Annotated in this window: 20 protein-coding genes; 7 read left to right on the plus strand and 13 right to left on the minus strand. The window is 55.4% G+C overall.

Annotation, left to right across the window (positions count from 1 at the left end):
- Positions 1-11 precede the first annotated feature (11 nt).
- From ACR0MV_RS07375 to ACR0MV_RS07385, 3 genes are all read right to left on the minus strand, one after another.
- Positions 12-896, minus strand: coding sequence for an MBL fold metallo-hydrolase (locus tag ACR0MV_RS07375; protein WP_480701597.1), 885 nt, complete (start codon positions 894-896; stop codon positions 12-14).
- A 47-nt stretch (positions 897-943) separates the two neighbouring features.
- Positions 944-1,156, minus strand: coding sequence for a YgaP family membrane protein (locus ACR0MV_RS07380; protein ID WP_170423669.1), 213 nt, complete (start codon positions 1,154-1,156; stop codon positions 944-946).
- Between the two features lie 90 nt (positions 1,157-1,246).
- The gene (locus ACR0MV_RS07385; protein ID WP_480701598.1) at positions 1,247-1,921 is read right to left on the minus strand and encodes a Crp/Fnr family transcriptional regulator; all 675 of its coding nucleotides are present in this window, start codon (positions 1,919-1,921) and stop codon (positions 1,247-1,249) included.
- Positions 1,922-2,133: 212 nt separating this feature from the next.
- Here ACR0MV_RS07385 and ACR0MV_RS07390 point away from each other — a divergent pair, with 212 nt between their 5' ends.
- The 3 genes from ACR0MV_RS07390 to ACR0MV_RS07400 all read left to right on the plus strand — a co-directional run bounded on the left by ACR0MV_RS07390 (position 2,134) and on the right by ACR0MV_RS07400 (position 7,411).
- Positions 2,134-4,494, plus strand: a complete 2,361-nt coding sequence (locus tag ACR0MV_RS07390; protein ID WP_480701599.1) for a fatty acid cis/trans isomerase — start codon at positions 2,134-2,136, stop codon at positions 4,492-4,494.
- A 714-nt stretch (positions 4,495-5,208) separates the two neighbouring features.
- The gene (locus ACR0MV_RS07395) at positions 5,209-6,627 is read left to right on the plus strand and encodes an MFS transporter (RefSeq protein WP_480701600.1); all 1,419 of its coding nucleotides are present in this window, start codon (positions 5,209-5,211) and stop codon (positions 6,625-6,627) included.
- Between the two features lie 193 nt (positions 6,628-6,820).
- Positions 6,821-7,411 carry a TetR/AcrR family transcriptional regulator gene (locus ACR0MV_RS07400; protein WP_170423677.1) on the plus strand — a complete coding sequence of 197 codons (591 nt, stop codon included), beginning with the start codon at positions 6,821-6,823 and terminating at the stop codon, positions 7,409-7,411.
- A 9-nt stretch (positions 7,412-7,420) separates the two neighbouring features.
- Here ACR0MV_RS07400 and ACR0MV_RS07405 read toward each other — a convergent pair whose 3' ends face one another.
- From ACR0MV_RS07405 to ACR0MV_RS07415, 3 genes are all read right to left on the minus strand, one after another.
- Entirely contained in the window at positions 7,421-8,482 is a 1,062-nt protein-coding gene (locus tag ACR0MV_RS07405) for a 2Fe-2S iron-sulfur cluster-binding protein (protein ID WP_480701601.1), read from the minus strand.
- A gap of 84 nt (positions 8,483-8,566) precedes the next feature.
- The gene (locus ACR0MV_RS07410) at positions 8,567-9,442 is read right to left on the minus strand and encodes an ABC transporter six-transmembrane domain-containing protein (protein WP_480701602.1); all 876 of its coding nucleotides are present in this window, start codon (positions 9,440-9,442) and stop codon (positions 8,567-8,569) included.
- Entirely contained in the window at positions 9,439-10,581 is a 1,143-nt protein-coding gene (locus tag ACR0MV_RS07415) for an aromatic ring-hydroxylating oxygenase subunit alpha (RefSeq protein ID WP_480701871.1), read from the minus strand. Before ACR0MV_RS07415 ends, ACR0MV_RS07410 begins: the two co-directional genes overlap by 4 nt.
- A gap of 334 nt (positions 10,582-10,915) precedes the next feature.
- Here ACR0MV_RS07415 and ACR0MV_RS07420 point away from each other — a divergent pair, with 334 nt between their 5' ends.
- The 3 genes from ACR0MV_RS07420 (at position 10,916) to ACR0MV_RS07430 (ending at position 14,466) form a co-directional block, all read left to right on the plus strand.
- A complete protein-coding gene (locus ACR0MV_RS07420) occupies positions 10,916-12,094 on the plus strand; it encodes a patatin-like phospholipase family protein (RefSeq protein ID WP_480701603.1) in 1,179 nt (392 codons plus the stop codon).
- 91 nt (positions 12,095-12,185) lie between these two features.
- Positions 12,186-13,097, plus strand: a complete 912-nt coding sequence (locus ACR0MV_RS07425; RefSeq protein ID WP_480701604.1) for a LysR substrate-binding domain-containing protein — start codon at positions 12,186-12,188, stop codon at positions 13,095-13,097.
- Positions 13,098-13,278: 181 nt separating this feature from the next.
- The gene (locus ACR0MV_RS07430) at positions 13,279-14,466 is read left to right on the plus strand and encodes an aromatic ring-hydroxylating oxygenase subunit alpha (RefSeq protein ID WP_480701605.1); all 1,188 of its coding nucleotides are present in this window, start codon (positions 13,279-13,281) and stop codon (positions 14,464-14,466) included.
- Between the two features lie 91 nt (positions 14,467-14,557).
- On the opposite strand, the gene ACR0MV_RS07435 is transcribed toward ACR0MV_RS07430, so the two are convergent.
- Together ACR0MV_RS07435 and ACR0MV_RS07440 are read right to left on the minus strand one after the other, a co-directional pair.
- Positions 14,558-16,105, minus strand: a complete 1,548-nt coding sequence (locus ACR0MV_RS07435) for a class I adenylate-forming enzyme family protein (RefSeq protein ID WP_480701606.1) — start codon at positions 16,103-16,105, stop codon at positions 14,558-14,560.
- 136 nt (positions 16,106-16,241) lie between these two features.
- On the minus strand, positions 16,242-16,739 hold the full coding sequence (locus tag ACR0MV_RS07440) for a flavin reductase family protein (protein ID WP_170423692.1): 498 nt from the start codon (positions 16,737-16,739) through the stop codon (positions 16,242-16,244).
- Positions 16,740-16,916: 177 nt separating this feature from the next.
- Between ACR0MV_RS07440 and ACR0MV_RS07445 the strand changes: the two genes are divergently transcribed.
- The gene (locus tag ACR0MV_RS07445) at positions 16,917-18,356 is read left to right on the plus strand and encodes a coniferyl aldehyde dehydrogenase (protein ID WP_480701607.1); all 1,440 of its coding nucleotides are present in this window, start codon (positions 16,917-16,919) and stop codon (positions 18,354-18,356) included.
- Between the two features lie 63 nt (positions 18,357-18,419).
- Here ACR0MV_RS07445 and ACR0MV_RS07450 read toward each other — a convergent pair whose 3' ends face one another.
- From ACR0MV_RS07450 to ACR0MV_RS07470, 5 genes are all read right to left on the minus strand, one after another.
- On the minus strand, positions 18,420-19,121 hold the full coding sequence (locus ACR0MV_RS07450; protein ID WP_480701608.1) for an ABC transporter ATP-binding protein: 702 nt from the start codon (positions 19,119-19,121) through the stop codon (positions 18,420-18,422).
- Positions 19,121-19,885 carry an ABC transporter ATP-binding protein gene (locus ACR0MV_RS07455; RefSeq protein ID WP_170423696.1) on the minus strand — a complete coding sequence of 255 codons (765 nt, stop codon included), beginning with the start codon at positions 19,883-19,885 and terminating at the stop codon, positions 19,121-19,123. The genes ACR0MV_RS07450 and ACR0MV_RS07455 overlap by 1 nt, the downstream gene beginning before the upstream one ends.
- Positions 19,882-21,168, minus strand: a complete 1,287-nt coding sequence (locus ACR0MV_RS07460; RefSeq protein WP_480701609.1) for a branched-chain amino acid ABC transporter permease — start codon at positions 21,166-21,168, stop codon at positions 19,882-19,884. Before ACR0MV_RS07460 ends, ACR0MV_RS07455 begins: the two co-directional genes overlap by 4 nt.
- Positions 21,165-22,121 (minus strand): branched-chain amino acid ABC transporter permease, encoded by a 957-nt coding sequence (locus ACR0MV_RS07465; RefSeq protein WP_170423700.1) that lies wholly within the window; start codon positions 22,119-22,121, stop codon positions 21,165-21,167. The genes ACR0MV_RS07460 and ACR0MV_RS07465 overlap by 4 nt, the downstream gene beginning before the upstream one ends.
- Positions 22,122-22,199: 78 nt before the next feature.
- Positions 22,200-23,444, minus strand: a complete 1,245-nt coding sequence (locus ACR0MV_RS07470) for a branched-chain amino acid ABC transporter substrate-binding protein (protein ID WP_480701610.1) — start codon at positions 23,442-23,444, stop codon at positions 22,200-22,202.
- Between the last annotated feature and the right edge of the window lie 234 nt (positions 23,445-23,678).

Consider the following 23,678-nt stretch of genomic DNA (forward strand, 5'->3'; position numbering starts at 1 on the left):
GCCCTCCGAGATCAAAGCGTGTTTACCGGAACTTTGAGCATCGGGTTGCCGTCACTATCGGTCGGCACTTCGCCTGCACGCATATTGACCTGCAGCGAAGGGATGATGAGCTTGGGCATGTCCAGAACCGCGTCACGTTCGGTCCGGAACTTGACGAACTCATCCTTTGTCTTGCCCCCGCCGACATGGATGTTTTGCGCCTTCTCGTCGGCAACTGTGGTTTCCCATGCGATGTCGCGGCCGTTGGGCCCATAGTCATGACACATGAACAAACGTGTCTCGTCCGGCAAGGCCAGAACCTTTTGGATCGAGTCATACAACGTACCCGCATCGCCGCCCGGAAAATCCGCGCGAGCAGAACCGCCATCTGGCATGAAAAGCGTGTCCCCCACAAAGGCCGCGTCACCCATCACATGCACCATACAAGCCGGAGTATGGCCCGGCGTATAGATGGCGAATGCCTGCATGTTTCCGACCATGTAGGTGTCCCCATCATCGAACAAGGCGTCAAACTGCGACCCGTCGCGCTGGAACTCAGTGCCTTCGTTGAACACTTTTCCGAACGTGTCCTGAACCACCATGATCTTGGACCCAATACCAATCTTGCCGCCCAGCTTTTCCTGAATGTAAGGGGCGGCAGACAGGTGGTCAGCGTGGACGTGGGTTTCGATAATCCACTCCAGCTTCAGGCCCTGATCCTGTATCTGCCGGATCAGCTCATCCGCGTGATCATAAGTGATGCGGCCGGCCGCATAGTCGATATCCATGACGCTATCGACAATCGCACACGCGGGCGATGTCGGGTCTTTGACAATATAGCTGATGGTGTTCGTGGCCTCGTCAAAAAAGGCCTGAACGACCGGCTTTGTCTCAAGGTTCACAGGGTAATCTGTCATATCGAATGTCTCCTCCGGTTGCGGATCAGGGCGCTAGGGATGTTCTGTCACCCGCAATTGCGGCAGGTTCTCAAGCCAATCACGCTGTAGATCGGGCAATTGCCCACCAGGGCAGTCAGGGTGAAAATCGCCGCTACGGCCAGCGCGACCCAAAACAAAAGGCCCGACCCCAAAAGCCCGCTACCGAAGGCCAGGAATACCAAAACACCCGCGACAGCGATGCGCGCGGCCCGGTCAAATTTTCCCATATTCGTTGTCACGACTCACTCCATCAAGATGCGATGAATCGTTCTTGCCATGACGATCCTTCAACCTTTGGTGACAAGATCACTAAACCCGGAATTTTTTGTTCAAAGGTGCATGCCGGAAGATCTGACCATATGTTCAAGCGCGGCGCGATCCGTCAGATGAACCTCACCGCGGGACTGTTCAATCCAACCCCTGCGGTGGAATTCCGACAAGGTGCGCGAGACGACCTCTCGCGCGGTCCCAAGCTCATTGCCAAGCACCGCATGTGTAGCGTGAACAACGTTACGCGCGTCCGACAGCTCTAGCAAACGGGACGCAAGCCGGACATCCATGCGTCGAAAAACGATGTCATCTATCAGTGCAAAAAGATCTGAAATCCTGCGCGAATAGGCCGCGAATACGAATGTGCGAAAGACGGGTGATTTTGCGACCAGATCGTCAAATGTCGCGCGGGGGATGGCGACCGCGCGCACATCCGTTTCGGCAATCCCGTCGGCCGAGTAATCCTCGAACGCGAGCATACATGCCGTGGTCAGCACACAGCTTTCGCCTGCGTGGACGCGGTACAGAAACACTTCGCGCCCGGTATCGGACTTTTGCTGGACACGGATTGTCCCGTCCAGCAGCAACAGCAAGTTGTCAGCCGTCTGCCCCGGCGCAAAAACTTGCGTTCCCGCCGGAACGCTTACGATCTGACTGCCCGCTTCAAGCTGATCCCGAATGTCAGGAGGCAGTTGGCTCAGCCCTTTAAACCGGTCAATCCATGACGCACTCATAGTCGGCGATCCCTAGTCAAAACGCATTCAGGTAAACTGGGCACTGAATACATCTATTTTGCCGCATGTGACACTGCGACAAACGCACTCTGCTGGGTCTGCAGAAAAACACAGCGCGACAAGTGATCTGAAATCAGTAGTATAGATCGGACATAGCTTTGAATTGGACGCGATGTTCCGCGTTTTCTGATCACCCAAATCAGGAGGCATCCATGCCGCGAAGACTACGAAACGGGCGTCTTGTGACCTATGCCATTGCGGCCGTTTTTGGGTTTCTGGTTCTTGATCAGGCAGCGGCTCAGTCAAATACCAACAGGGCTGAGGACCAGAGCGCCTCATGGGCAGAGGTCCAAGACATTCTAAACCATCGCTGTGTGGTCTGTCACAGTTGCTATGATGCGCCCTGCCAGCTCAAGCTGACGTCACCGGATGGTCTGCTGCGCGGTGCCAGCAAGCAAGCGGTCTATCACACCGAACGTCTGACCGACGCGCAGCCTACAAGGCTTGGCATTGACGCACAGACCGTTCCCGAGTGGCGCGCGCTTGGGTTTTTCTCGGTTCTCCGCTCCTCCGATCAGAATGATGAGGACGGCTCGCTGATGGAGCGGTATCTCAATCTAGGGCGCCAAGAACCGCTGGACGCAAATGCCCTGCTCCCGCAGGACCTAGGCCTTGCTCTAGATCGTCAATTGGCCTGCCCTACACCGCAAGAGTTCGATGCCTACAGCGCATCAAACCCCATGGCTGGAATGCCTTATGCCGCTGCTCCGCTTACCGACGACGAATATCAGGTGTTGATGACCTGGGCGCAAATTGGTGCCCCCATGCCTCCGACAGCGCCGGAACTGTCGGACGAAGTCCAAGCGCAGATCGCATCGTGGGAAGTGTTTTTGAATACACCCGACCCGCGCTACCAATTGATGGGCCGATACATCTACGAACATCTGTTTTTGGCCCGGCTGCACTTCCCCGGAACGGATCCGCGGCAGTTCTTTCAGCTGGTCCGTTCAACCACACCTCCTGGATCCGAGATCGAGGTCATCGCCACACGGCGGCCCTTTGACGATCCCGGCTCGGCACCTTTCTACTATCGGTTGCAGCCGTTCGACGAAACGATCGTGCACAAGGATCACTTGGTCTACGCCTTCGGCGCGGATCGCATGGTGCGTTATCAGCAACTATTCCTCGAACCGGATTGGCTTGTTACTGCTCTGCCCGCCTACGGAGAGGATGAGGGCAGCAACCCGTTCAGCACATTCGCTGAAATCCCGGCCCGAAGCCGTTACCAGTTTCTTTTGGATGACGCGTTATTCTTTGTGCGCAGCTTCATTCGAGGCCCTGTCTGTCACGGTGAAACCGCCGTCGATGTGATCGAAGATCGGTTCTGGGTCAGTTTCCTTGATCCCGACGCGGATCTGTCGGTTACGGACCCAAGCTTTCTGGCCGATGGCGCGGCGTTTCTGGAATTGCCCGTCGGTGCCTTGGATGGTCGCGTGTTGGGGGACCTACAAGGCCTATCTCACGAAAATCAGGTCAAATATTTGGAGTTTCGCGAGACTCGGTATCGGGAAAGCACCGCTCATAAAACCGGGTTGGGTTATGATGCCATCTGGGACGGAGACGGCACCAACCCGCAAGCACTGATCACCGTTTTTCGCCATTTCGACAACGCCTCAGCCATGACCGGGTTTCACGGCGGTATTCCGGAAACCGCCTGGGTCATAGACTTTCCGGTGTTCGAACGCATCTATTACGACCTGGTCGCCGGCTACGATGTGTTCGGGCGGGTCGAGCACCAGCTTTCGACTCGGCTTTATATGGACGAGTTGAGAATGGAGAGCGAGGATACCTTTCTGTTCTTCATGCCCCCCGACATCCGCCAAGCCATGCATGACACCTGGTATCAGGGCACACTGGCCGAGCTGCACACATATTGGCACCGCCGTTATGTCGACCCAAGTTTTCCGACTGGTATCACGTTTGATACTGACACGCCCAAACAGGAATTCCTTTATGAGTTGCTCGATCGAGGCAACGGCCTGTGGGCGATTACCGACCCGATCAACAGATGTGACGATCCCGCCTGTTCTGATGATGACCAGACCGGACTGCGTGCGCTGGCAAATCAAACCGGTGAATGGGTTCGGTTCTTTCCGGATGCATCTCTATTGCTGATAGAGACCGAAGACGGGTCAACAGACCTGTATTCTGTGCTTCACGACAAAGCCCACTTCAACGTGGCTTTCCTGTTCAATGAAGAAGATCGCCGGGACCCACAGGCCGACGTTCTGTCAATTCTTCAGGGGGTGGTCGGAAGCTATCCAAACTTTTTCTTCCGGGTCCGGCAGGATCAGATGGACTCCTTTGTGACTTCTGCCATAGCAGTACGGTCACAAGAAGACTGGATGAAATTCGTGGCGACCTTTGGCCTGCGTCGAACAAGCCCCGATTTCTGGCAGACAAGCGATCAGGTTATGGCCATGTTCCTGGCAAACAACCCTGTTCAAGCCGGCGTTCTGGATCTGAACCGCTATAAAGACCCCCGTCCGGACGGCAACCCGGACAACAATTGAGAGAAACGGTCATGAACCTGACCATCCGCTGAGTAATCCTGCCCGGCTTCCCGAAGGGTATCCCTCAGGCCGAACACTTGACCGTTCAGGACGGCCCGGCGTCGAAGTTGCCGGATGGCTCCACACAAGTCAAAACCGCTTACTGGTCGCCTGACCCGGCGCAGGGCGTTCGTACTGCAGTTTGTGGAACCGCCACTCTGACTGATTAGGACGCGATTTTGATGCTCTTTCGCAGTGGGATTATCAGCCGCGGGACCCTTTGCATACTTAGGTGACAACGCAGGCAAGATCTCACTCTAGGAATATATTTTTGAAATTTTCAGTTGTGTTTTTGCCGGAAAACACGTTTTCAATACAAATGTATTGATATGCAGCGGACTTCGTGCGATTAGCGTTGTCATCTTAGACAATAAATCTGCAAGCTACGCACGAAATGAAATTTCAAGCCCATTCCATACGGTGTTGCAGAAGCAAAAGGAACGCTGACCTCACTCAAACAACCGACGCGGCGATGTCGGATCAAATTCCAAATCAAAAATCATCATCAGGGGCGCGCGCGGCTCAAACCGGTGCCGCCCCTGCGCACCTGCTGCGCGCACTCAGACCGATCAAAGGGAAAGTGACGCAGGCTGCGCACAAAAGCCGCGAAGAAACGCGTCAGCGCAAACCGGAGAACCCAAACACAATTGGGCTTCGGCGAACGGGAGGACACAAATGAACACCAAAACGGACGCCCCGTCGGCACGCATGCAGCTCTTTTACGGGGCAGGCGGTGTGGCAAATGGCATTTTGACAAACGGCCTCAGCTTTTTCCTGCTGATTTACTACAACCTGGTTATTGGGTTGCCTGCGGAAACCGTTGGGTTAGCCCTGTCTATCGCCTTGATTTTTGACGCAATCTCGGATCCACTTGTCGGCTATCTGTCGGACAATACGCGTTCTCGCGCAGGCAAAAGGCACCCGTTCATCTATCTGGCGATAATCCCGATTGCCCTTCTTTACTGGTTCATCTGGAACCCGCCCGAAACGCTGACAACCGAGAACCAGCAATTTTGGTTCCTGCTGATCACAACGATCTTGTTGCGCACAGCAATGACCTTATTTGACGTGCCGCACAACGCGATGGTGCCGGAACTGACCAAGGATTATGCCGGACGAACGACGCTGTCGGGCCTGAAGGTTTCAATAGGCTGGATCGCCGGTCAGATTATGGTCATCGCCATGTATGTGATCTGGCTGGTCCCGACGGATACAATGCCTTACGGCATCCTCAATCAAGCCGGGTATCAACAGGCCGGGTTCGTCGGAGCTGTGATCATAGCTCTGGCCATCGCCTTCTCGGCGCTCGGCACCCGACGCTGGCAGGATCGGATGATAGATATCTCTCATGACGCCACCTACAGCGCGTCCGGGTTCTTCAAACAGTCCATCGCAGCCTTCAAACTGCCCGCCCTTCGCGCAATTTTCATCAGTTCGGCCATCTATGCCGTAGGAGCCGGGATCGGAGCCGCGTTGTGGACCTATCTGACGTCGTTCTTCTGGGAGCTGAACAACGACCAGATCTCGCTGATCCTGATTGCGAACCTGATCGGGGCTTTGATCGGAGGCGTAACCATTGGGCTGATTTCCCGATCGGGCGACAAGAAGGCCAGCGCGATCATTCTATCGATCCTCTCGGCCGTGGTTGGCGCTGCACCTTATCTGCTCCGTGAGATCGGGTTCTTTCCCGCAAACGGAACCGAACTTTTGATCTGGCTGCTGTTCGCCCATGGCATTCTGCAAATCGTTCTGATCGTCTGGACTACCGCGCTTTTGACTTCGATGACAGCGGATGTCGTCGAGTTGGGTATGAGCCAAAATGGATTTCAGAACGAAGGGATCATCACCTCGGTCATCACATTTGTGCTCAAGGCCGGGACCGCAGGCGGGTTGGCAGCATCGGGGGTATTCTTGGCCTTTGTCGGATTTCCTGAAGCTCCGGACCAATCGAACCTGACCGCCGAGGTTACTCGGGCACTTGGCTGGAACTACGCCTGCCTGACACTTGTGGTGTATATGGCATCGGTTATCGCGTTGATGTTCTATCGGCTGGACAAGTCGCAGTTCGACGAATTGCTGGCCTTGCAGAAGTGAGGTGAACGCCCGCGCGACCTGATAGGCGCGCGGGCGGCACGTATTGCCCCTTCACGCCGGCTGGTCTATCGGATGACAATTAAGTTTAAGGCCGTACAATCAAAGTAAGCGCCAAAAAATTTAGATTGTCTATGTTGACAGTATATTGTCTAGACGATACCTTGTAACAATTGCAAACAAGCAGAGTATTCGCATGGGTCGACCTTCGGTACAAGATCAACGGAAGAAAGAAGTCCTGGACGCGTTCATGACGTGCGTGGTGTCCTATGGCGTTGAAGGGGCAACGCTGGAACATATCGCGGCTGCGGCCGGGCTGAAACGGCCTTTGATCCGACACCACCTTGGCAACCGCAAAGCCATGGTTCTGGCTCTTGGCAACCACATCGCCGAAACCCTCAGTGGTCAAAGTGAAGCACTCCGCGTGGCCCTTGCTGACCACCCCGGCGTTCGAAGTTTGATCGAGGCTTTGTTCAATTCAGAAGGCGAGTTGGATCCAAGGATCAACATCTGCTACCAGTCGCTTGTCAATTCCGTCGAGATATACCCGGAACTCCGTCAGCCTTTGCTGGATTCCATGGACGATTTTTACAAAGTCGCGATGGACATCGTACTTGCGTCTCACCCTAAGGCAGACAAGCAGGCTTGTGAAATAGTCGCGCACGGTATCGTAAACCTGTACATCACGACGGACGCGTTCATTCCACTGAGACCTCCCAAAACATGGGCCTATTCGTCATACTTCGCCGCATTGAAGCTTGCCGAAAGCTTGGAATCTATACCCTGACAAAGCGCGTCAATCATAGGTGACTGCCACCTTCTCCGAGGTGGCAACGGCCTGACAGGAAAGAACCGCCCCTTTGGCGATTTCCGTGTCATCCAAAGCGGTCCGTGCACGCATATGAACTGAACCTTTCTTCAGCTTGCACCGGCACGCCCCGCAGACACCCGACTGGCAGGAGTATGGAGGCTCCATTCCGGCCTTTTGGGCGGCTTGCAATATCGTTTGGCCGGGCGCTATCGGAACGGACTGCCGATGGCCATTCAGAGTAATGTCCACGACCGCATCAATACCCTTTATGCCATCATCCGCGACCTGCGCGCCACCGTAGCTTTCCATGTGGATCCGGTTCGCGGGCACGTCCAACGACATCAACGCCTCTTTCACCGATCCATTCATACCGCCGGGGCCGCAGATGTAGTACTGCGCATTTTGGGCATAGGGCGGGTTTTCGGCCAGAAACGCCTGAACCGCATCCTTGTCGATGTTTCCTCGCCGCCAATAGTCGAAGCTAGACCACATTGAGGGTTTGGACAGCACGTGCTGTACTGTCAGGCGATCCGCAAAGGCCTCTTGGTACTCGGCGAACGCGTCTTTGAACAGGATGCTATCCGCGTTTGCATTGCCATAGACCAGATGCACATAAGACCACGGTTCGGCCAACAGAACAGATTGCAGCATGGAATGCAGAGGTGTAATCCCGCTGCCCGCACCCAGAAAGTAGTGCGTACGCCGCTCGGTCGGGTCAGTATCCAGACAAAAACTACCAAACGGCGGCATGACATCAATCACATCACCAGGCTGCACATTGTCATTGATATGGTTGCTGACAAGCCCCTTCTTCACCCTTTTGACGGTGATGCGCAGGGGGTCGCCCGAAACAGGTGACGAAGAGATCGAGTAGCTTCTGCGCACCTCTTCGCCCTTGATCTGAAAGCGCAGCGTAACATGCTGCCCAGCCCGCCACGCAAACGCCTGCGCGAGATGCGGGGGCACGTCGAACATCACGGATTTGGCTTGCCCGCCGATTTCTTCACGAACGTCACGCACCGTCAGCGGGTGGAACTCTCTGGTCATTGGGGGCCTCCGGCATTCGTGCCACGCGATGGGGCGATGTATTTGATGTTATTCGATTTGCATCGAACTTTTGAAACCCGCAGTTCAAGCATTGGCAGTGTCTTTTTCTGCAGGGGCGTTGATCCGCTCGGTTATTTCAGACAAACGCGCGAGGCTTTGCAAAACCATCGGCAAAATCACGACTGATTGCACGAACTCGAACGAGTAAGTGACAACCGAGAAAATTTGACCCGCCGTCGCACCGCTTTGCGTCGCCGCAAACCATAAATTGAACGCCAGCATACTGAGCAAGACGGCAAAAATCGCGCCATATACAAACGCCTCGGAGTCCGACAGCCGAACTTCATGCGAGCGCAGTCTGAAAAAGTGCTGACCAATCTTTCTTAGATCCATGCTCTGCAACGCGGTCACCTGTCGTTCGGATTGCTGGTTCAGCAAACCGTTCAACCGAAAGAAACGGCGCGAAAACAGACCAAAGATGATCAAAATCAGCACCGCAGCCGTCCCCGCTGCGGTCGCAAGCGCGCGGTGGAAGGACAACAGGATACCAACTGAGACAACGACCTGAACGGCTGCCCCCATCGATTCCGGAGCTTCGCCTTCCAGGAAGTCGACCAATTCCCGCCCCATCAGAACGCGCGCGTTCAAGACGGATACCTCTTGCGACGCACCCCTCTTAGCTTGCGCTTCGCCCAGCTCAACCCGGATCGTGCCATAGGCTCGTGTGTCATACACACGCCGCACAATTCCAACGACAAGAAGCATTGCCATCGCAATGCCGAAATGGACAAACGACGTGTAATCGCCATTCGACAGGCCATCGATCGAATAGCCAATCAATAGCGGGAGAATGGCAAACAAAGCTGTTTCGCAAAGAGTCAGACCCCAGGTCATCGCGATCTTTGCCCGGAAGACCCGTAACAAAGTTGCTATGGACAGGCGGTCTTTCGGACCGATCATTTTTCCTGCAACCACTCGCGCACAACCCTTTGGTGCTGCACCACGGGGCTTTCACCCACAGAGGCCGGGCCAACCTCGAAATAGGGCGAGGTCAGGGATTTCTGCTGCTGCTCACAGGCATAGATATCTTCCTGAGTGAAATCGCCCGACGCCATCGGATCGTTTTCGCCATAGGCATCATCGTCTTCGTATTTTCCTTTGATCCCGAAGCTGTTCCAGAAGGATCCCGAACGGCTTGCTTGTTTCGAAAACTCCCAGCTTGAAGCGTTGGCCACGCGGGTCCGATTCAGAACCCGTGTCCTGTCCGGAGCCAAAGGCGTGACGATGAAAACATTCCATACGTCTTCGGACGCACCAATTCCAATTCCCGGAAACAGCATCGGAACCCAAGCGCCATTTTGATCTTCGGGCACGACCCTCGGCATCTGCAGCTTTTTGTTCTGATCCTTTGCGAACTCTTCTACGGGCGGTTCCCAAAAGATATAATGAGGCCCATACCAACCATACTGCGCCTTGGCATGGTCATACATCTGCAACGTGTTCGAGTGCAGGTGGCTCAGGTGGTATACGTCAATGTAGTTCTCAATGACGATTTTCCAGTTGGCCTGAATTTCATATGTGTTTGAAGTGCCCTCATGTTCCACCAGTTCTTCGGGCACATGCGGGCCGACCTTGTCGTCGACATCGCCAAACCATTTCATGATCGACCCTGCGTTCGGGTCAGGATGCACAAACAACATGCCCTTCCAGATGTCGACAGAAGCGGGTTTCAGACCAAGGCAGGATTTGTCGACCGAGCCATACTCGCGATCTTCGTCCGGCACTGAAACCAGATTGCCTTCCAGGTCATAGGTCCAGTCATGATACGGGCAGGTCAACGCCTTTTGTGTCTTGCCGACGGCCCGGATCAATTGCGTGCCACGGTGTCGACAAATGTTGTGAAACGCCCGCAGCCGGCGATCGCGGCCCATCACGATGAACAAATTGTTCAGCCCCGCTTGAACCGAAATATAGTGGCCGGGCTCAGGCACATCTTCCATAAAGCCCGCAAAACGCCAGGTTTTCGAAAAGATCTCGCGCTGTTCCTGGTCAAACCATTCCTGCGACGTGTACGCTTCTGCGGGAAGCTCATGGTACATTTGTGGCACGCTATCCCCTCCTAGGGCCGTAGAACTTACGGTTGGCAAGCTGATCAATAGGACACCAGAGGCAATGGTCAGCACAAGCTGGGTCGCAAGGATGCCTCGAAGCGAGATAGGTAAACAACACTGCGCTGTCAATAGTGACAATCTTCTGGCCCAGGGTTCCGGCCCAATCTCGGCGCCTGATTGCGAACTTACTGCCACCCATCAGTGCGATCTTGCGCATGCTCAGGGGTTTCACTCGCGTTCGTTCGGAATCTGGCGAACCTGACTCAACAATTGGCGCGACCACGGATAAAGAGCCGCGACTCTTTTGACACGGATCGCCCCCATGCCCTCGTTCAAGACTTACCTATCTGTTGTGCTTGTGTTGGCGCTGACCGCATGTGCAGGCAGCTATGACCGAACCGATCTTACACCCACGGCTGAAAACTATGAAACCTTTCTGCCGGTTGGCGCTGGTATGGACAGCCGATACTTTGAAGACGACAGCCGCGACCAACTGACCGCCCTCAAAGCAGAAATGCGAAAAACGCTGGCACAGGTTCCAAGGGGCCGCGGTCTAGACATTCTTGCCCTGTCAGGCGGCGGTCAACACGGTGCCTACGGTGCCGGTGTGCTCAACGGTTGGACCGATACAGGAACACGCCCGACCTTTGACGTGGTCACTGGCATTTCAACAGGTGCGTTGATCGCGCCCTTCGCCTTTCTTGGTTCAGACTATGACGACCGCTTGCAGCGGTTCTACACCGAGACGGCCACACGCGACGTTGTTCGGCTGAACCTGCCGGGCGCGGTCTTTGGGCGTGGTTTCCTGACCAAGGCGACCCCGCTGAAAGAGGCAATCCGTCAAGAGCTGACAGATGATCTGATCAGGAAGATCGCTGAACAGCACAGAAAAGGTCGCCAGTTGCTTATCGGAACCACCAATATCGACGCCGAGCGGCCCGTGCTTTGGAACATCGGGGCGATTGCCCAATCTGACACGCCCAAGGCGCGGGAACTGATCCGAGACGTCATTCTGGCGCCGGCCTCGATACCCGTCGTGTTTCAACCGGTATCCATTGAAATAACGAACGGCGAGGTACAGCGCGAAGAACTACATGTGGATGGCGGGCTGACGCGTGAGATTTTCGCCTATCCTCACGATTTGCAAATGCGCCAACTGCTGCGTGCAGCAGGGTTAAGCAATCAGAAAAACCGTATCTGGCTGATCCACAACAAAAAACTGGAGCCGACCTTCGATCCGTTGCCGGGGAATGCCACAGCGGTCGCAAACCGCGCGTTCGAAATGCTGATCCGCTCACAAAGCCTGGGCAATATTGAGAGCATTCTGGCGCTCTCCAACCGAGACGGGTTTCAGGCGAACATCACTTATATTCCCAAAGAATTTCAGACCAAACCAGATGAACCCTTTGATCCGAAATACATGACCGAGCTGTTCTCGGTCGGATACTGGGTCGGACAACACAAGGACGGATGGATCTACGACGCCCAAAACTGGCAGTGACGAGCATGCAGGCGTCGACGCATAACTTCTCGCTTGAACAAAATGCACATAACGGCCAAGTTTTTTCTCAAAACATGAGTATTTTGCATAAATGGTAACGCCGCGCCGCCTTTTCCCTTCAATCTCGTCCCTCCGCGCGCTGGAAGCGTTGGACAGGCTGGGCTCGGCGTCCGCAGTCGCCGATGAGCTTGCCCTGACCCAAAGCGCCGTTAGCCGGCAATTGCAAGCGCTGGAGGCCCAGTTGGGCGTCGACCTGATCCGCCGCGACCGCAAACGCTTGTTGCTGACTCCGGTCGCGCAAGACTACGTGGCCGAGGTCCGTCAAGGGCTGAACCAGATTGCTCAGGCCTCATTGAAACTGCACGTAGCACCAGCGGGCGGCACGCTAAACCTAGCCATTCTGCCCACGTTCGGGATGCGATGGCTTGTACCCAGACTCCCCGAGTTCGCGCGCTTGCACCCGGACATCACCATCAATATGTCCACCCGCCTGCGGCCTTTCAGCTTTACGAGCGAACCTTTCGACGCGGCACTGCATTTTGGTGAGCCTGACTGGCCGGGAACGGACCGGCTGCTGCTGAGGGCCGAAAGCGTTTTGCCAGTTTGCGCACCGTCACTGCTTCCCAACGGCGCACCGGAATCGCCCGGCGACCTGTTGAAACTCCCATTGCTGCATATCCAAACCCGACCACGCGCATGGCAGGAATGGTTTGACCATATGGGAACCCCTCACCCCGAGGCTCTCCCGGGCACGATCTACGATCAATACACCACAATCAACCAGGCGTCGGTGCACGGCTTGGGGGTTGCGCTGCTGCCCAACTATTTGGTCGAACAGGATCTGGCGACAGGCAAACTGATCGCGGCCTTTCCCGACGCGGTCGAGATGATGGGCGCCTATTATCTGGTCTGGCCAAAAACCAAATCTGACGATCCGTCGTTGCGCAGCTTCCGGCACTGGCTGGCCACTCAGGCGCAACCGGAAGAGGGCCTTCCGCGCTGAGACCGCCGCGCTGAAAATCTAAACCGACTATTAAGTGCAACGCCAAGCGCCCGGCTGGCGACCGTCTCCGTACGTCGAAACAGGCTGGCCGAATGTCAGTTTTTATTGACAAGCACCCATCCAAATTTTATTTGTCATTTTTGACAATTAAATTGACATCCAGTTACTTGAGAGACGCAAAATGCAGAATCCCAGCCAGATGCCAGAGGTCGCAACCCAGGAACTTCCGCCCGAAGCCTACACGTCGGAAGAGTGGTTGGCGCAGGAGAACAAAAACCTGTTTTCGCGTAGCTGGGCGTTCGCAGGCACCGAAGCCAAAGTGGCCAATGCCGGTGACTACATCACCGCTACCGCAGGACACTTCACTCTGGTCGTGATCCGTGGCTCCGACGGAGAATTACGGGCCTTCCACAATATCTGCAGGCACCGAGGAACCGAGCTGCTGGACCGCGGCTGCGGCAACACCGGCAAGACCATTGTGTGCCCCTACCATTCCTGGACCTTCGGACTGGACGGTGCGTTGCGTGGGGTTCCGGAACAAAAATCGTGCTTCCCTGAAATCGACAAAAAAGAAAACGGCCTCCACCCGGCATCAGTCGCCGTGTTCAAGGGCCTAGTTTTCGTAAATCCCGAACCAGACCAAGAGCTATCAGACTGGCTAAGCGGATTGGAGGATGTTGTCTGGCCGCACGACATCACCAGCCCCGAGCTGATTTCATATGATGAACTGGTTACCTATGAAATGCAGTGCAACTGGAAAGTGTTCTTCGAGAATGCAATCGACGGATACCATCTCGCCTACTTGCACAAGAACACATTGGGCGGTCCGACACAGGACAAAAACATCTGGGATCCGTACGGGGACAATCAGGTCTGGTATTCGATCGAAAACGAAAACCTGCGGTCGCGTGTTCCGAATTTCGTCTCGACACGCTATGACCGCTGGGAAGCGCCAAAGATCCCACATGCGGCACAGGAAGGGTATGGGGGCGTCTATATGCTGTTCCCGACAACCCTGATTGTTGCAAGCCCATGGTCATTTTCCATCTCGGTGATGGAGCCAATCAGCGCCGGCGTCACCCGGTTGCATGTCTATGTCTGGGCAGCGAAGTCTTGGATTTCCAGCCGCGGCTCGGTCGAGGACATCCCCGGATACGACAAGGCCACCGGCCTTATCAAAAGTTCTCACTGGCAAGTGCACCCGCTGGAAACAGAGGATTTCCAGACTGAGGACATCTATGTTGTCGAAAAGATGCAGAGGGCATTGAAGTCGCCCCGATACGCTGTTGGGAAATTGGCCGCCGGACCCGGAGCCGAGTCTCCGCTGACGTACTTCCAGCGGTCCGTTGTGCGACACATGGAAAGTTGAGGTTTCCGACCAGGGACGTGATCACATGTCCCTGGCCGTTTGTTTCAAAGGCCTTCCTGACCCGGCCACAAAAGGCCGAGTCAAAAACTGATCAGGCTGCTCCGCTTTGGCTCGCCTGACTGCAAATTTCAATAATCTCACGCTTCTGGATCTTACCGGTCGGCCCCTTGGGCAAAGTCTCCCAGATTTCGATCTCTTTAGGAATCTTGAAGTTGGCGATCTTGCCCCGGCAATACTCTCGCAACTCCGCACCAGTCAACACCGATCCCGAGCTCAGCGTAACAACCGCATGGATACGGTCGCCCCATTTCGGGTCAGGAAGGCCCACAACACTGACTTCGTCCACGGCATCATGCTCGGCCAGGCAGTTTTCAACCTCGACCGGGAAGACGTTATAACCACCGGACTTGATGCGGAATTTGGCACGGTCTTTCAGGTGGACAAAGCCTTCGGCGTCAATCACCGCGATGTCCCCTGTGTGCAGCCATCCGTCGCGCACAGTTTCGGAATACTCAACGGCCTGGTTCCAATAACCCGGGATTACGTAGGGCGAATGAATCAACAATTCGCCCGCTTCTCCGTCGGGCAGATCATTGCCCGCGTCATCAACCACCCGGACATCCACATAGTACAGCGGCCGCCCGGCGCTTTCGAGACAGTTGTGGCCGTCTTTCAGCGCGCGCTCGTGGTCGGTTGCTGTCAGCATCATGCCCATGCCCATCAGCTCGGTCGTTCCGAACATCTGAAGGAACTCACAACCAAATGCCTTGAGCGCATCCCGAACTGTCGCCGGTGGAATCGGAGCAGACCCATAACCCAACTGACGGATAGACGAACAATTGAATTTCGTGATCAGGCCGGATGACAGCAGATCATTCAACATTGTCGGGACCAGGACGCATATTGTGGCTTGTTCGCGGTCAATCAACGTCAAAGCTGTCTCAACATTCCACTCACCAATAATCGCGCATTTGGTGCCGTGGAACAGGTTGCGCAGCAAATGCACGATCGGAACACCCGACGCGGGCATGGCATGTAGCCACACGTCATCAGGGCCTGCTCCTTCGGCCAGAGCCACAGCGGCCATCGACTCCAGCATCAGTTCGTGCGGATAGATCGCGCCCTTCGGCAACCCTGTGGAACCCGTCGTGTAGCAAATCATCAATTGCTCATGCGGGGTATGGGCAAATGCACCGCGGTCAAGCTCGGCCGAAATCAACGATTCATAATCCAGCTCAAGCTCATGTGTCCCGATTGCAATCAGCTTGGGCTGGCGTTTGCTGAAGGTCAGCGCCTCTTGGGCGATTGCAACTTTCGAGTCCTGAACGACCAGAACATCCGCTCCGGAGTCATCGATTAACTCACCGATTTCACGGGGTGCCAGACGATAGTTGAGCCCCACACGGATTGCCCCGGCCTTGGCACAAGCCCCGATGGTTTCCACCACCTCAATGCAGTCGGAAAGGATCACACCCACGCGGTCACCTTTGCGAATGTTAAGCCCGCGCAAAGCATACGCCAATGCATCCGTACGCGCGCCCAATTCGCGCCAGCTGCGGCGGCGCTCCAGTTCCACATATGCATCCAGATCACCAAAACGGTCGGCGTTCCGATCAATAAGCTGGCCAAGGGTTGGCATTGATGTCTCCTCCCTGGAGGTCGTTTCCGTTCGTAAATGAGCGGTCTTTATTTTTCGATCTATCAGGGTGCAGCAATTTGCAGACGAAGATACTCGTCCAGGCTGCCCTGACGGTTTTAGTCGCCCGAAAAGGGCGTCACGCGTCCAGCGGAGTCAGCTTGTGAAAGCCTTTACGCCCATAGATCAGCGCGGATTTTTCAGGGTTGAGATGGACCTGTTTGACCATACCGAAAAAGACCGCATGGGTCTTAGTGTTTGCCCAATTGTCGACGACGCATTCGAAGGACACGACCGCCTCTTCCAGAACTGGGATACCCAAATCGCCTTTAGCCCAGGTTCCAGCCGCGTGGAACTGTTGTTCCTTGTCCATTTTTGACGAAAACGCACCCACGACCTCGGTCATGTCATCCGGCACGAGGTTCACCGCAAAACGGCGACTGTCCATGACATATCCGTAGGTCCGCGCCGTTCGGTTGATGCACACAAGCAGCGCTGGCGGATCGGCTGTAAGTGAACAAACCGCCGTCGCCGCCATGCCCGCGCGCGCGCCTTCAAACTCAGAGGTGATGATCGTGGTCGAGGCAGCAAGCAACTGCATGCCGGTCTTGAACCTGTCTTCTGTGGTCAGGGTCATACTGTGCTCTTGCTTATTAGTGAACGATCACTTACCTTCCATATTGCAGAGCGATTGTCAATGCAGACTTCACCGCCAGCGAACACAGGAACAAAAAGCCTTCACTCTTGAAGCCACGAGAACAAAGAAGGCAAACCTACCAACAGGAAGGCGGTTTATGACCGCAGGAGACAAAAAGTGAACCAGCAAAATTCTCAGTCATTCGAGATCCTTTCGGACCTTCTGGCGATGCAAAAGGCCCATCATGCGACGCATGGCGCGCCAGGCGCGGCCGAGCGAAAGGATCGCCTGACTCGTCTGATCGATCTTATGGTGGACAATCAGGATGCCATCGTCGACGCAATCTCGGCGGATTTCGGCAACCGTTCTCGTCATGAAACCATCGCAGCGGACATTGTCGGCACTCTGAAAGAGATCAAGTACGCGCGCAAAAACCTCGATCGCTGGATGCGGCCCGAAAAGGCAAAGCCTGAGTTTCCGCTGGGACTGTTTGGTGCCCGCGCTCGTATCCAGTATCAACCACTGGGCGTGATCGGGATCGTCAGCCCGTGGAACTTTCCCATCATCCTGTCCGTCGGACCCATGGCCGAAGCTTTTGCTGCTGGCAATTCGGTTATGCTGAAACCATCCGAGTTCACGCCGCGTACTTCGAACCTGTTGAAGTCTCTGCTCGAAGCCAAGTTCGCGCCGCAAGAGGTGACAGTCTCCACCGGAGGGGTCGAGGTTGGGCAGGCCTTTACCAGCTTGCCGTTCGACCATCTTCTATTCACTGGTGCCACCAGCATCGCCCCGCACATTCTGCGCGCTACTGCCGACAACATGGTTCCGACGACACTGGAACTTGGGGGAAAGAACCCGGCTATCGTCGCCCCAAGCGCCGACATGGATCTGGCCGTTGCCCGGATCGCGGCAGGCAAGATTTTTAACGCCGGTCAGGTTTGCCTTGCGCCAGATTATGTGTTCGTCCCGCGTGCAAAAATGGAAGATTTTTCCACCGCGTTGGCCAACAAGATTGCAGAGTACTTTCCGACGCTTTCAGGCAATCCGGACGTTACTCATATTGTAACCGACCGTCAGTTCGATCGCCTCAAGGGTTTGGTAGAACGGGCGCGATCCGCCGGTGCGCGTATTGTTGAGGTCAATCCCGCGAACGAAGACTTTTTGACCTCGAACGAGAAAATTCTGCCACCGACCTTGGTGATCGATGCGGATCCGGATCTTGAGCTGATGCAGAACGAAATCTTCGGACCGATCCTGGCAATCCTACCCTATGACTCTTTGGACGATGCGATTGCCTACGCCAATGCCCGCCCGCGCCCACTGGCGGCTTATGTGTTTGCCAAGGACAAGGCCGAGCAGGAAAAGGTCATGGATAACACCATCTCGGGCGGGGCCACGGTGAATGACATGATCATGCACATGACCCAGATGTCCCTGCCTTTCGGCGGTGTTGGTGCCAGTGGCATGGGGTCGTACCACGGCGAGCACGGTTTCAAGCGCTTCAGCCATGCGAAGGCGGTCTACAAGCAGATCAACATGGACGGGTTCTTCAAGGCCGTGCGTCCGCCGTACGGTGACAAATTCTTCAAGACGATGGGTCCGTTCCTGAAGAAGTAATCCTATCGAAACAAAAAAAGGGAGCTCAAAAGAGCTCCCTTTTTTTTGGGGTCGTGCGGCGGCTCAGACCTCAAGCCATTCCTGACGGATGGTTGCGTTTTCCTTTAGCTCTTGAGGCGTGCCCTCGTACACCATGTGGCCGTGACCCATGACATAAACCCGGTTCGTCACCTGAAGGGCAATTGTCAGCTTTTGTTCGACCAACAAGATGGACACGCCACGCTCGGCGATCTGCAGCAACAAATCGCCGACCTGCTCGACGATCTTGGGGGCCAGACCCTCGGTCGGTTCGTCGATCATGATAAAATCCGGGTCGCCCATCAGTGCGCGGCAGATGGTCAACATCTGCTTTTCGCCACCTGACATGACCGAGGCATCCACGTCTGCGCGATTGCGCAGGTTGGGGAACATCTCGAACATATCCTCCATGCACCAACGCCCGTCGCCGTCCTTTTGACCGGGTTTCAGACCCAGCATCAGGTTCTGCCGCGTCGTAAGGCCCGGAAAGATGTCCCGGTTTTCGGGCACATAACCGATCCCGGATTTGGCGATCTCAAAGCTCTTGCGGCCAGCGATTTCCTTGCCCCGGAATTGGATCGAGCCATGCGGCGCGACCTCGCCCATGATAGCCTTGCAGGTGGTGGATCGACCCACCCCGTTGCGACCCAGCAGCGAGACAATCTCACCCTCGCCCACCTCGAGGTTTACGCCCTGAAGGATGTGGCTTTTGCCGTAGTAGGCGTGCAAGTCGGTGACCTGAAGCATTACACCGCCTCCTCTTCCAAACTTGCGCCCAAATAGGCTTCTTTCACTTTTGCTGAGGCACGCACAACATCCGGCGTACTAGATTCGATCACTTCGCCGTAAACAAGGACCGAGATCTTATCGGCCAGATCAAAGATCACACCCATGTCGTGTTCGACGATCAACAGCGTCTTGTCCTCGGTTACTTTACGGATCAGATCGACGATCAGATCGGTCTCCGAATGACTCATCCCGGCGCAGGGTTCGTCCAGCAAAATGATATCTGCGCCACCAGCGATCGTGATCCCGATCTCAAGCGCGCGCTGCTCGGCATAGGCCAACGTACCCGCCAGCTCGTTCCGGCGTTGCGTCAGGTTGATCTGCGCTAGGATTTCTTCGGCCTTTTCAGTTACGTCCTGCTGCCGCCCAATCATGTGCCAGAACGAGTATCGATAACCCATTGTCCATAACAACCCACAACGAATGTTCTCGAACACGGTCATGTTGGGAAAGATGTTAGTGATCTGGAACGACCGGCTCAGACCGCGTCGGTTGATCTCGAACGGCTTCATGCCAGTGACGTCTTCGCCATGCAGGAACACGCCACCCGAGGTCGGCGCGAAACGACCAGTGATCAGGTTGAACAAGGTCGATTTCCCAGCCCCGTTCGGCCCGATGACTGCATGGCGTTCACCCTTAGCAATCTGCAGGTTCACTCCTTGGATGATCTTGGCTAGGCCAAAGTTCTTCTCAAGGTTTTTCAGCTCGATGGCGGGAACGCTCATGCCCGGGCCTCCGCGTGGTTCGCATTGTCCCAGGCCGCGCGGATTTCCGGCAGCACGCGGGATACAAGGAAGAGTGAGACAGCTGCGATCACTGCTGCCATGACAAGCGCGTGGTAGCCGCTGCTGTCAAACGAGATGCCATACAGCACCATCTCATGATCACCTCCGTAGCCATGACGTTTGTGGAACAGGATTTCCAGGATGGCGGCCAGCGACAAAGTGCTGGTGACCGCAGGGATCGCGACCTTGAGATAGGGTTTGACCAGCAGGTTCAGTTTACCCAACGCAAGCGGCCGACGATGCATTGCGATCAGCCCGGCAAAGCCCGACGGAAAGAACATCACGCAGCCCACGAAAAGTATGCCCAGATACAGCGCCCAAAGTTCGGTATGCAGACCCAGAACCGTTTGCAGCAAGGTAAATACGATGGCTCCAATAATTGGCCCCACAAAAAAACCAGCCCCTCCGATGAAAGTGACCAACAGGATCGACCCCGAGGTGGCGAGGTTCAGGTTTTCTTCGGTCAGGATTTCAAAGTTGATCGCGAACAACGATCCGGCGACACCAGCAAAAAAGCCCGAGGCACAGAAGGAAATCCAACGCACATTACGCTGGGAATAGCCCAGAAACTCCGCCCGCTCTTCGTTGTCACGGACCGCGTTGGCAATCCGCCCAATCGGCGTGCGCGAAAACAGGTACATCAGCAGAGTGGCCAGCAGCAGCCAAAAGACAGTCAGGTAATAGACTTCTTGTTGCGACAAGAACTCATAGCCGAAAACCGGCGGCCCCATTGTACGGTCGCCCGAGATCCCTTCTTCGCCGCCAAAGAACACGACGATGATAACGGAACAGGCTGCGATCAACTCACCGACTCCCAGTGAGATCATGGCGAATACGGTCCCTGCCCGGCGGGTCGAGAAACTGCCGATGATGAAAGCAAACACCAAGCCAAACAGACCGCCGACTATCGGCAGCAGAGGCAGGGGCAGCCACAGGCCGTCCTCGACCATATTCATGACGTGCATAGCAAAGAACCCGCCCAACCCCATGTAGACCGCATGGCCGAAGGACAGCATCCCACCCTGCCCCAGAAGCATATTGTAGCTAAGCGCAAAGATGATAGTGATTGCCATCTGGTTCATGATCGTCAGCGCCGAACTGGTTTGGAAAACAAACGGCAGGCACAGCAAAAACAGGACGGCAAACGCCCAGGGCATCGTGTTGGACAGCGACACCAGCCGGGTTGTGCCCGCTGTCAAAGGTGTCTTGCTCGCAATACTCATGATTCACGGTTCCCCATAAGACCCTGCGGGCGCAGGACAAGCACGATGATCATCAACAGATAGGGCAGGATCGGCCCCAACTGCGGCAGTGTCAGCGTCCAAAGATCCTGCAGCGGGTGATCCCAGATGAGCTCGGGTTTGGTAAAGCCGATGGCGGTCAGCACCTGCTCGGCCGTCACGTCATAAGCGGTTGCGAAGGTCTGCATCCAACCGATTATCAACGAGGCTACAAGTGCGCCCCAAAGCGACCCAAGCCCGCCGATCACAATGGTCACGAACACGATTGAACCCAATTGCACGGCCATACCCGGGAAAACCCCAAGGACCGGGCCCGCGATCACACCGGCCAGACCAGCCATCGCAGTGCCGACACCAAAGACACACATAAAGACCAGCGGGACATTGTGACCAAGGTTCTGAACGGTCTCAGGGTAGCTGAGCGCCGCTTGGATGGTCATGCCGATGCGGGTCTTGGTGAGGATGTACAACAGTGTCAGGAAGATCCCCATGGCTACGGCGATCATGAAAACCTTGTAGGCCGGGAAGGCGTTACCGGCGATCGAGAACGCTGCGAAATCCAGCGCTGCGGGCTCGGAGAACGGTAGTTGGCTTTTACCCCAGAAAAACTGAATTGCCTCTTCGATCAGCAGGGCCAGACCAAAGGTGAAAATCAGTTCGGGAACGTGGCCGTATTTATGGACCCGCCTCAGACCGTATCGCTCGATCAAGGCTCCGATGATTCCAACGATAAGCGGCGCAATGATCAAGCCCGCCCAAAATCCAGTGACGAGGCTGATCTGATAGGCGAAGTAAGCACCCAGCATGTAAAAACTGGCATGGGCAAAATTCAGAACGCCCATCATGGAAAAGATCAGTGTCAGACCGCTGCACAGCATGAACAGCAGCAATCCGGTGACGAACCCATCCAACACGTTCACGAGGAACAGCGCCATTGTTGTCTCCCTGCATTGATAAAGTGGTGGCCTTGCGGGCCATCTGTTGCCAGAAGGCCCGCAAGATTTGTCAAAGGGTTAGGGGCGCTTCATTTCGCATGATGTGGCCGAGTCCTTGGACGCCATCTCAACGATCGTTTCGGCATTCATACCGCGACCCGATTTGTCATACTGGAACGCGACGTCTGGCGTCTGGCCCTGAACAGTCACTGTTTGGATCGCTTGGTGATCGCTTTCGCGCATGACTGTTTTTCCGGTGAGAATGCCGTCGTGCTCCATACCTTCAAGCGCGTATGCAATCGCCTTGATGTCCGTGGCATTGCCAACTTCGTTGATTGCGGCAGCCAGCATCGGCGCGACATTCGCCATCTGAGGTTGCCCGAGGTCCAGATCCGGGAAGCTTTCGTAGAAAGACTCGATAAACGCCTGAGCATCCGGAGACGGCGCAGGGTTCACCTGGCCCGCACCAACCAGCTTGACGATGCCGTCGCCTTCTTCACCGAAGGCCGCCGTGATACCCGAGGTTGCGCCATAATAAGTGTAGATCGGCTTGTCGAAGCCGGCCCCCATCACGGCCTTTCCCAGACCAACCATATCGCCGCCCCAATTGCCGGTGATCACAGCATCAGCGCCCGAACCAACGATCTTGCGCGCGTAGGGCGTGAAGTCTTTGACCTTTCCGATCGGATGCAATTCGTTCCCGACGATCTCGATATCAGGGCGTTTTTCTTTCAGGAAGCGTTCAGCAGCGGCTGCGACGGCTTTACCAAAGGAGTAGTCCTGCCCGATTACGTATACATTTTTGATGTCGGGATTGGCGGCGATATCGTCGGTCAACGCGTCCATCTTGATATCCGAGTTGGCGTCGAACCGGAAGTGCCAGAACTGGCATTTGTCATTCGTCAACGCCGGATCAACGGCCGAGTGATTGAGGAAGATGACCGGGTCATCCGGGTTACGCCGGTTGTGCTTGGCAATAGCCTCGGTCAACGCACTGGCCACGCCGGATGACGCACCCTGAGCAATGATGCGGATACCTTGGTCCATGGCAACTTGCAGCTGGATGAGAGATTCCTTGGCACTGATCTTGTTGTCGAAAGGCACCATTTCGAACTCGGCCTGCCCATCCAACAAAGCGTCGGGCTCGTTCACCAGTTCGTTGACCGTGTGGCGATAGATGGCCAATCCCTGCGTGCCGGTCGTCGCAAACGGGCCAGACAGCGGGTCGATAAATGCGATTCGCACTTTTTCTTGCGCCGCTGCCGTCCCTGCAATCAGACCAGCAGCAAGCGCGGTCGCCATCATAAAGTTCAGTTTTTTCATTTCTTCCTCCCTATTGTCACCAGGCGGTGGGTTTCAGCCTGCCAATCGATCCACATCGAGGTGAGTGATCGATCACTATATTCATGGGCGCTCGTTAGTGTGTCAACGAATTACTGCAGATTTTGAAAACTTCCGGTCGTGTTTGAAAACAAGTCCAGCAAAGTGATGAAAATCTGCCCGAACGGCTCGACCGTGACGCTGCCAATCAAAATTTTTCTTTGAAAATAAAGCCAA

It is taken from the genome of Ruegeria sp. BC3, from assembly GCF_056539265.1.

Bases quoted from the DNA above. Each gene is read 5' to 3' on its own strand.
- ACR0MV_RS07430 (WP_480701605.1), top strand. From the start codon at position 13,279: ATGCAGAATCCCAGCCAGATGCCAGAGGTCGCAACCCAGGAACTTCCG.
- ACR0MV_RS07410 (WP_480701602.1), bottom strand. From the start codon at position 9,442: ATGATCGGTCCGAAAGACCGCCTGTCCATAGCAACTTTGTTACGGGTC.
- ACR0MV_RS07400 (WP_170423677.1), top strand. From the start codon at position 6,821: ATGGGTCGACCTTCGGTACAAGATCAACGGAAGAAAGAAGTCCTGGAC.
- ACR0MV_RS07420 (WP_480701603.1), top strand. From the start codon at position 10,916: ATGCCCTCGTTCAAGACTTACCTATCTGTTGTGCTTGTGTTGGCGCTG.
- ACR0MV_RS07440 (WP_170423692.1), bottom strand. From the start codon at position 16,739: ATGACCCTGACCACAGAAGACAGGTTCAAGACCGGCATGCAGTTGCTT.
- ACR0MV_RS07390 (WP_480701599.1), top strand. From the start codon at position 2,134: ATGCCGCGAAGACTACGAAACGGGCGTCTTGTGACCTATGCCATTGCG.
- ACR0MV_RS07455 (WP_170423696.1), bottom strand. From the start codon at position 19,885: ATGAGCGTTCCCGCCATCGAGCTGAAAAACCTTGAGAAGAACTTTGGC.
- ACR0MV_RS07375 (WP_480701597.1), bottom strand. From the start codon at position 896: ATGACAGATTACCCTGTGAACCTTGAGACAAAGCCGGTCGTTCAGGCC.
- ACR0MV_RS07435 (WP_480701606.1), bottom strand. From the start codon at position 16,105: ATGCCAACCCTTGGCCAGCTTATTGATCGGAACGCCGACCGTTTTGGT.
- ACR0MV_RS07450 (WP_480701608.1), bottom strand. From the start codon at position 19,121: ATGCTTCAGGTCACCGACTTGCACGCCTACTACGGCAAAAGCCACATC.
- ACR0MV_RS07465 (WP_170423700.1), bottom strand. From the start codon at position 22,121: ATGGCGCTGTTCCTCGTGAACGTGTTGGATGGGTTCGTCACCGGATTG.
- ACR0MV_RS07415 (WP_480701871.1), bottom strand. From the start codon at position 10,581: ATGTACCATGAGCTTCCCGCAGAAGCGTACACGTCGCAGGAATGGTTT.
- ACR0MV_RS07460 (WP_480701609.1), bottom strand. From the start codon at position 21,168: ATGAGTATTGCGAGCAAGACACCTTTGACAGCGGGCACAACCCGGCTG.
- ACR0MV_RS07425 (WP_480701604.1), top strand. From the start codon at position 12,186: ATGGTAACGCCGCGCCGCCTTTTCCCTTCAATCTCGTCCCTCCGCGCG.
- ACR0MV_RS07395 (WP_480701600.1), top strand. From the start codon at position 5,209: ATGAACACCAAAACGGACGCCCCGTCGGCACGCATGCAGCTCTTTTAC.
- ACR0MV_RS07470 (WP_480701610.1), bottom strand. From the start codon at position 23,444: ATGAAAAAACTGAACTTTATGATGGCGACCGCGCTTGCTGCTGGTCTG.
- ACR0MV_RS07385 (WP_480701598.1), bottom strand. From the start codon at position 1,921: ATGAGTGCGTCATGGATTGACCGGTTTAAAGGGCTGAGCCAACTGCCT.
- ACR0MV_RS07405 (WP_480701601.1), bottom strand. From the start codon at position 8,482: ATGACCAGAGAGTTCCACCCGCTGACGGTGCGTGACGTTCGTGAAGAA.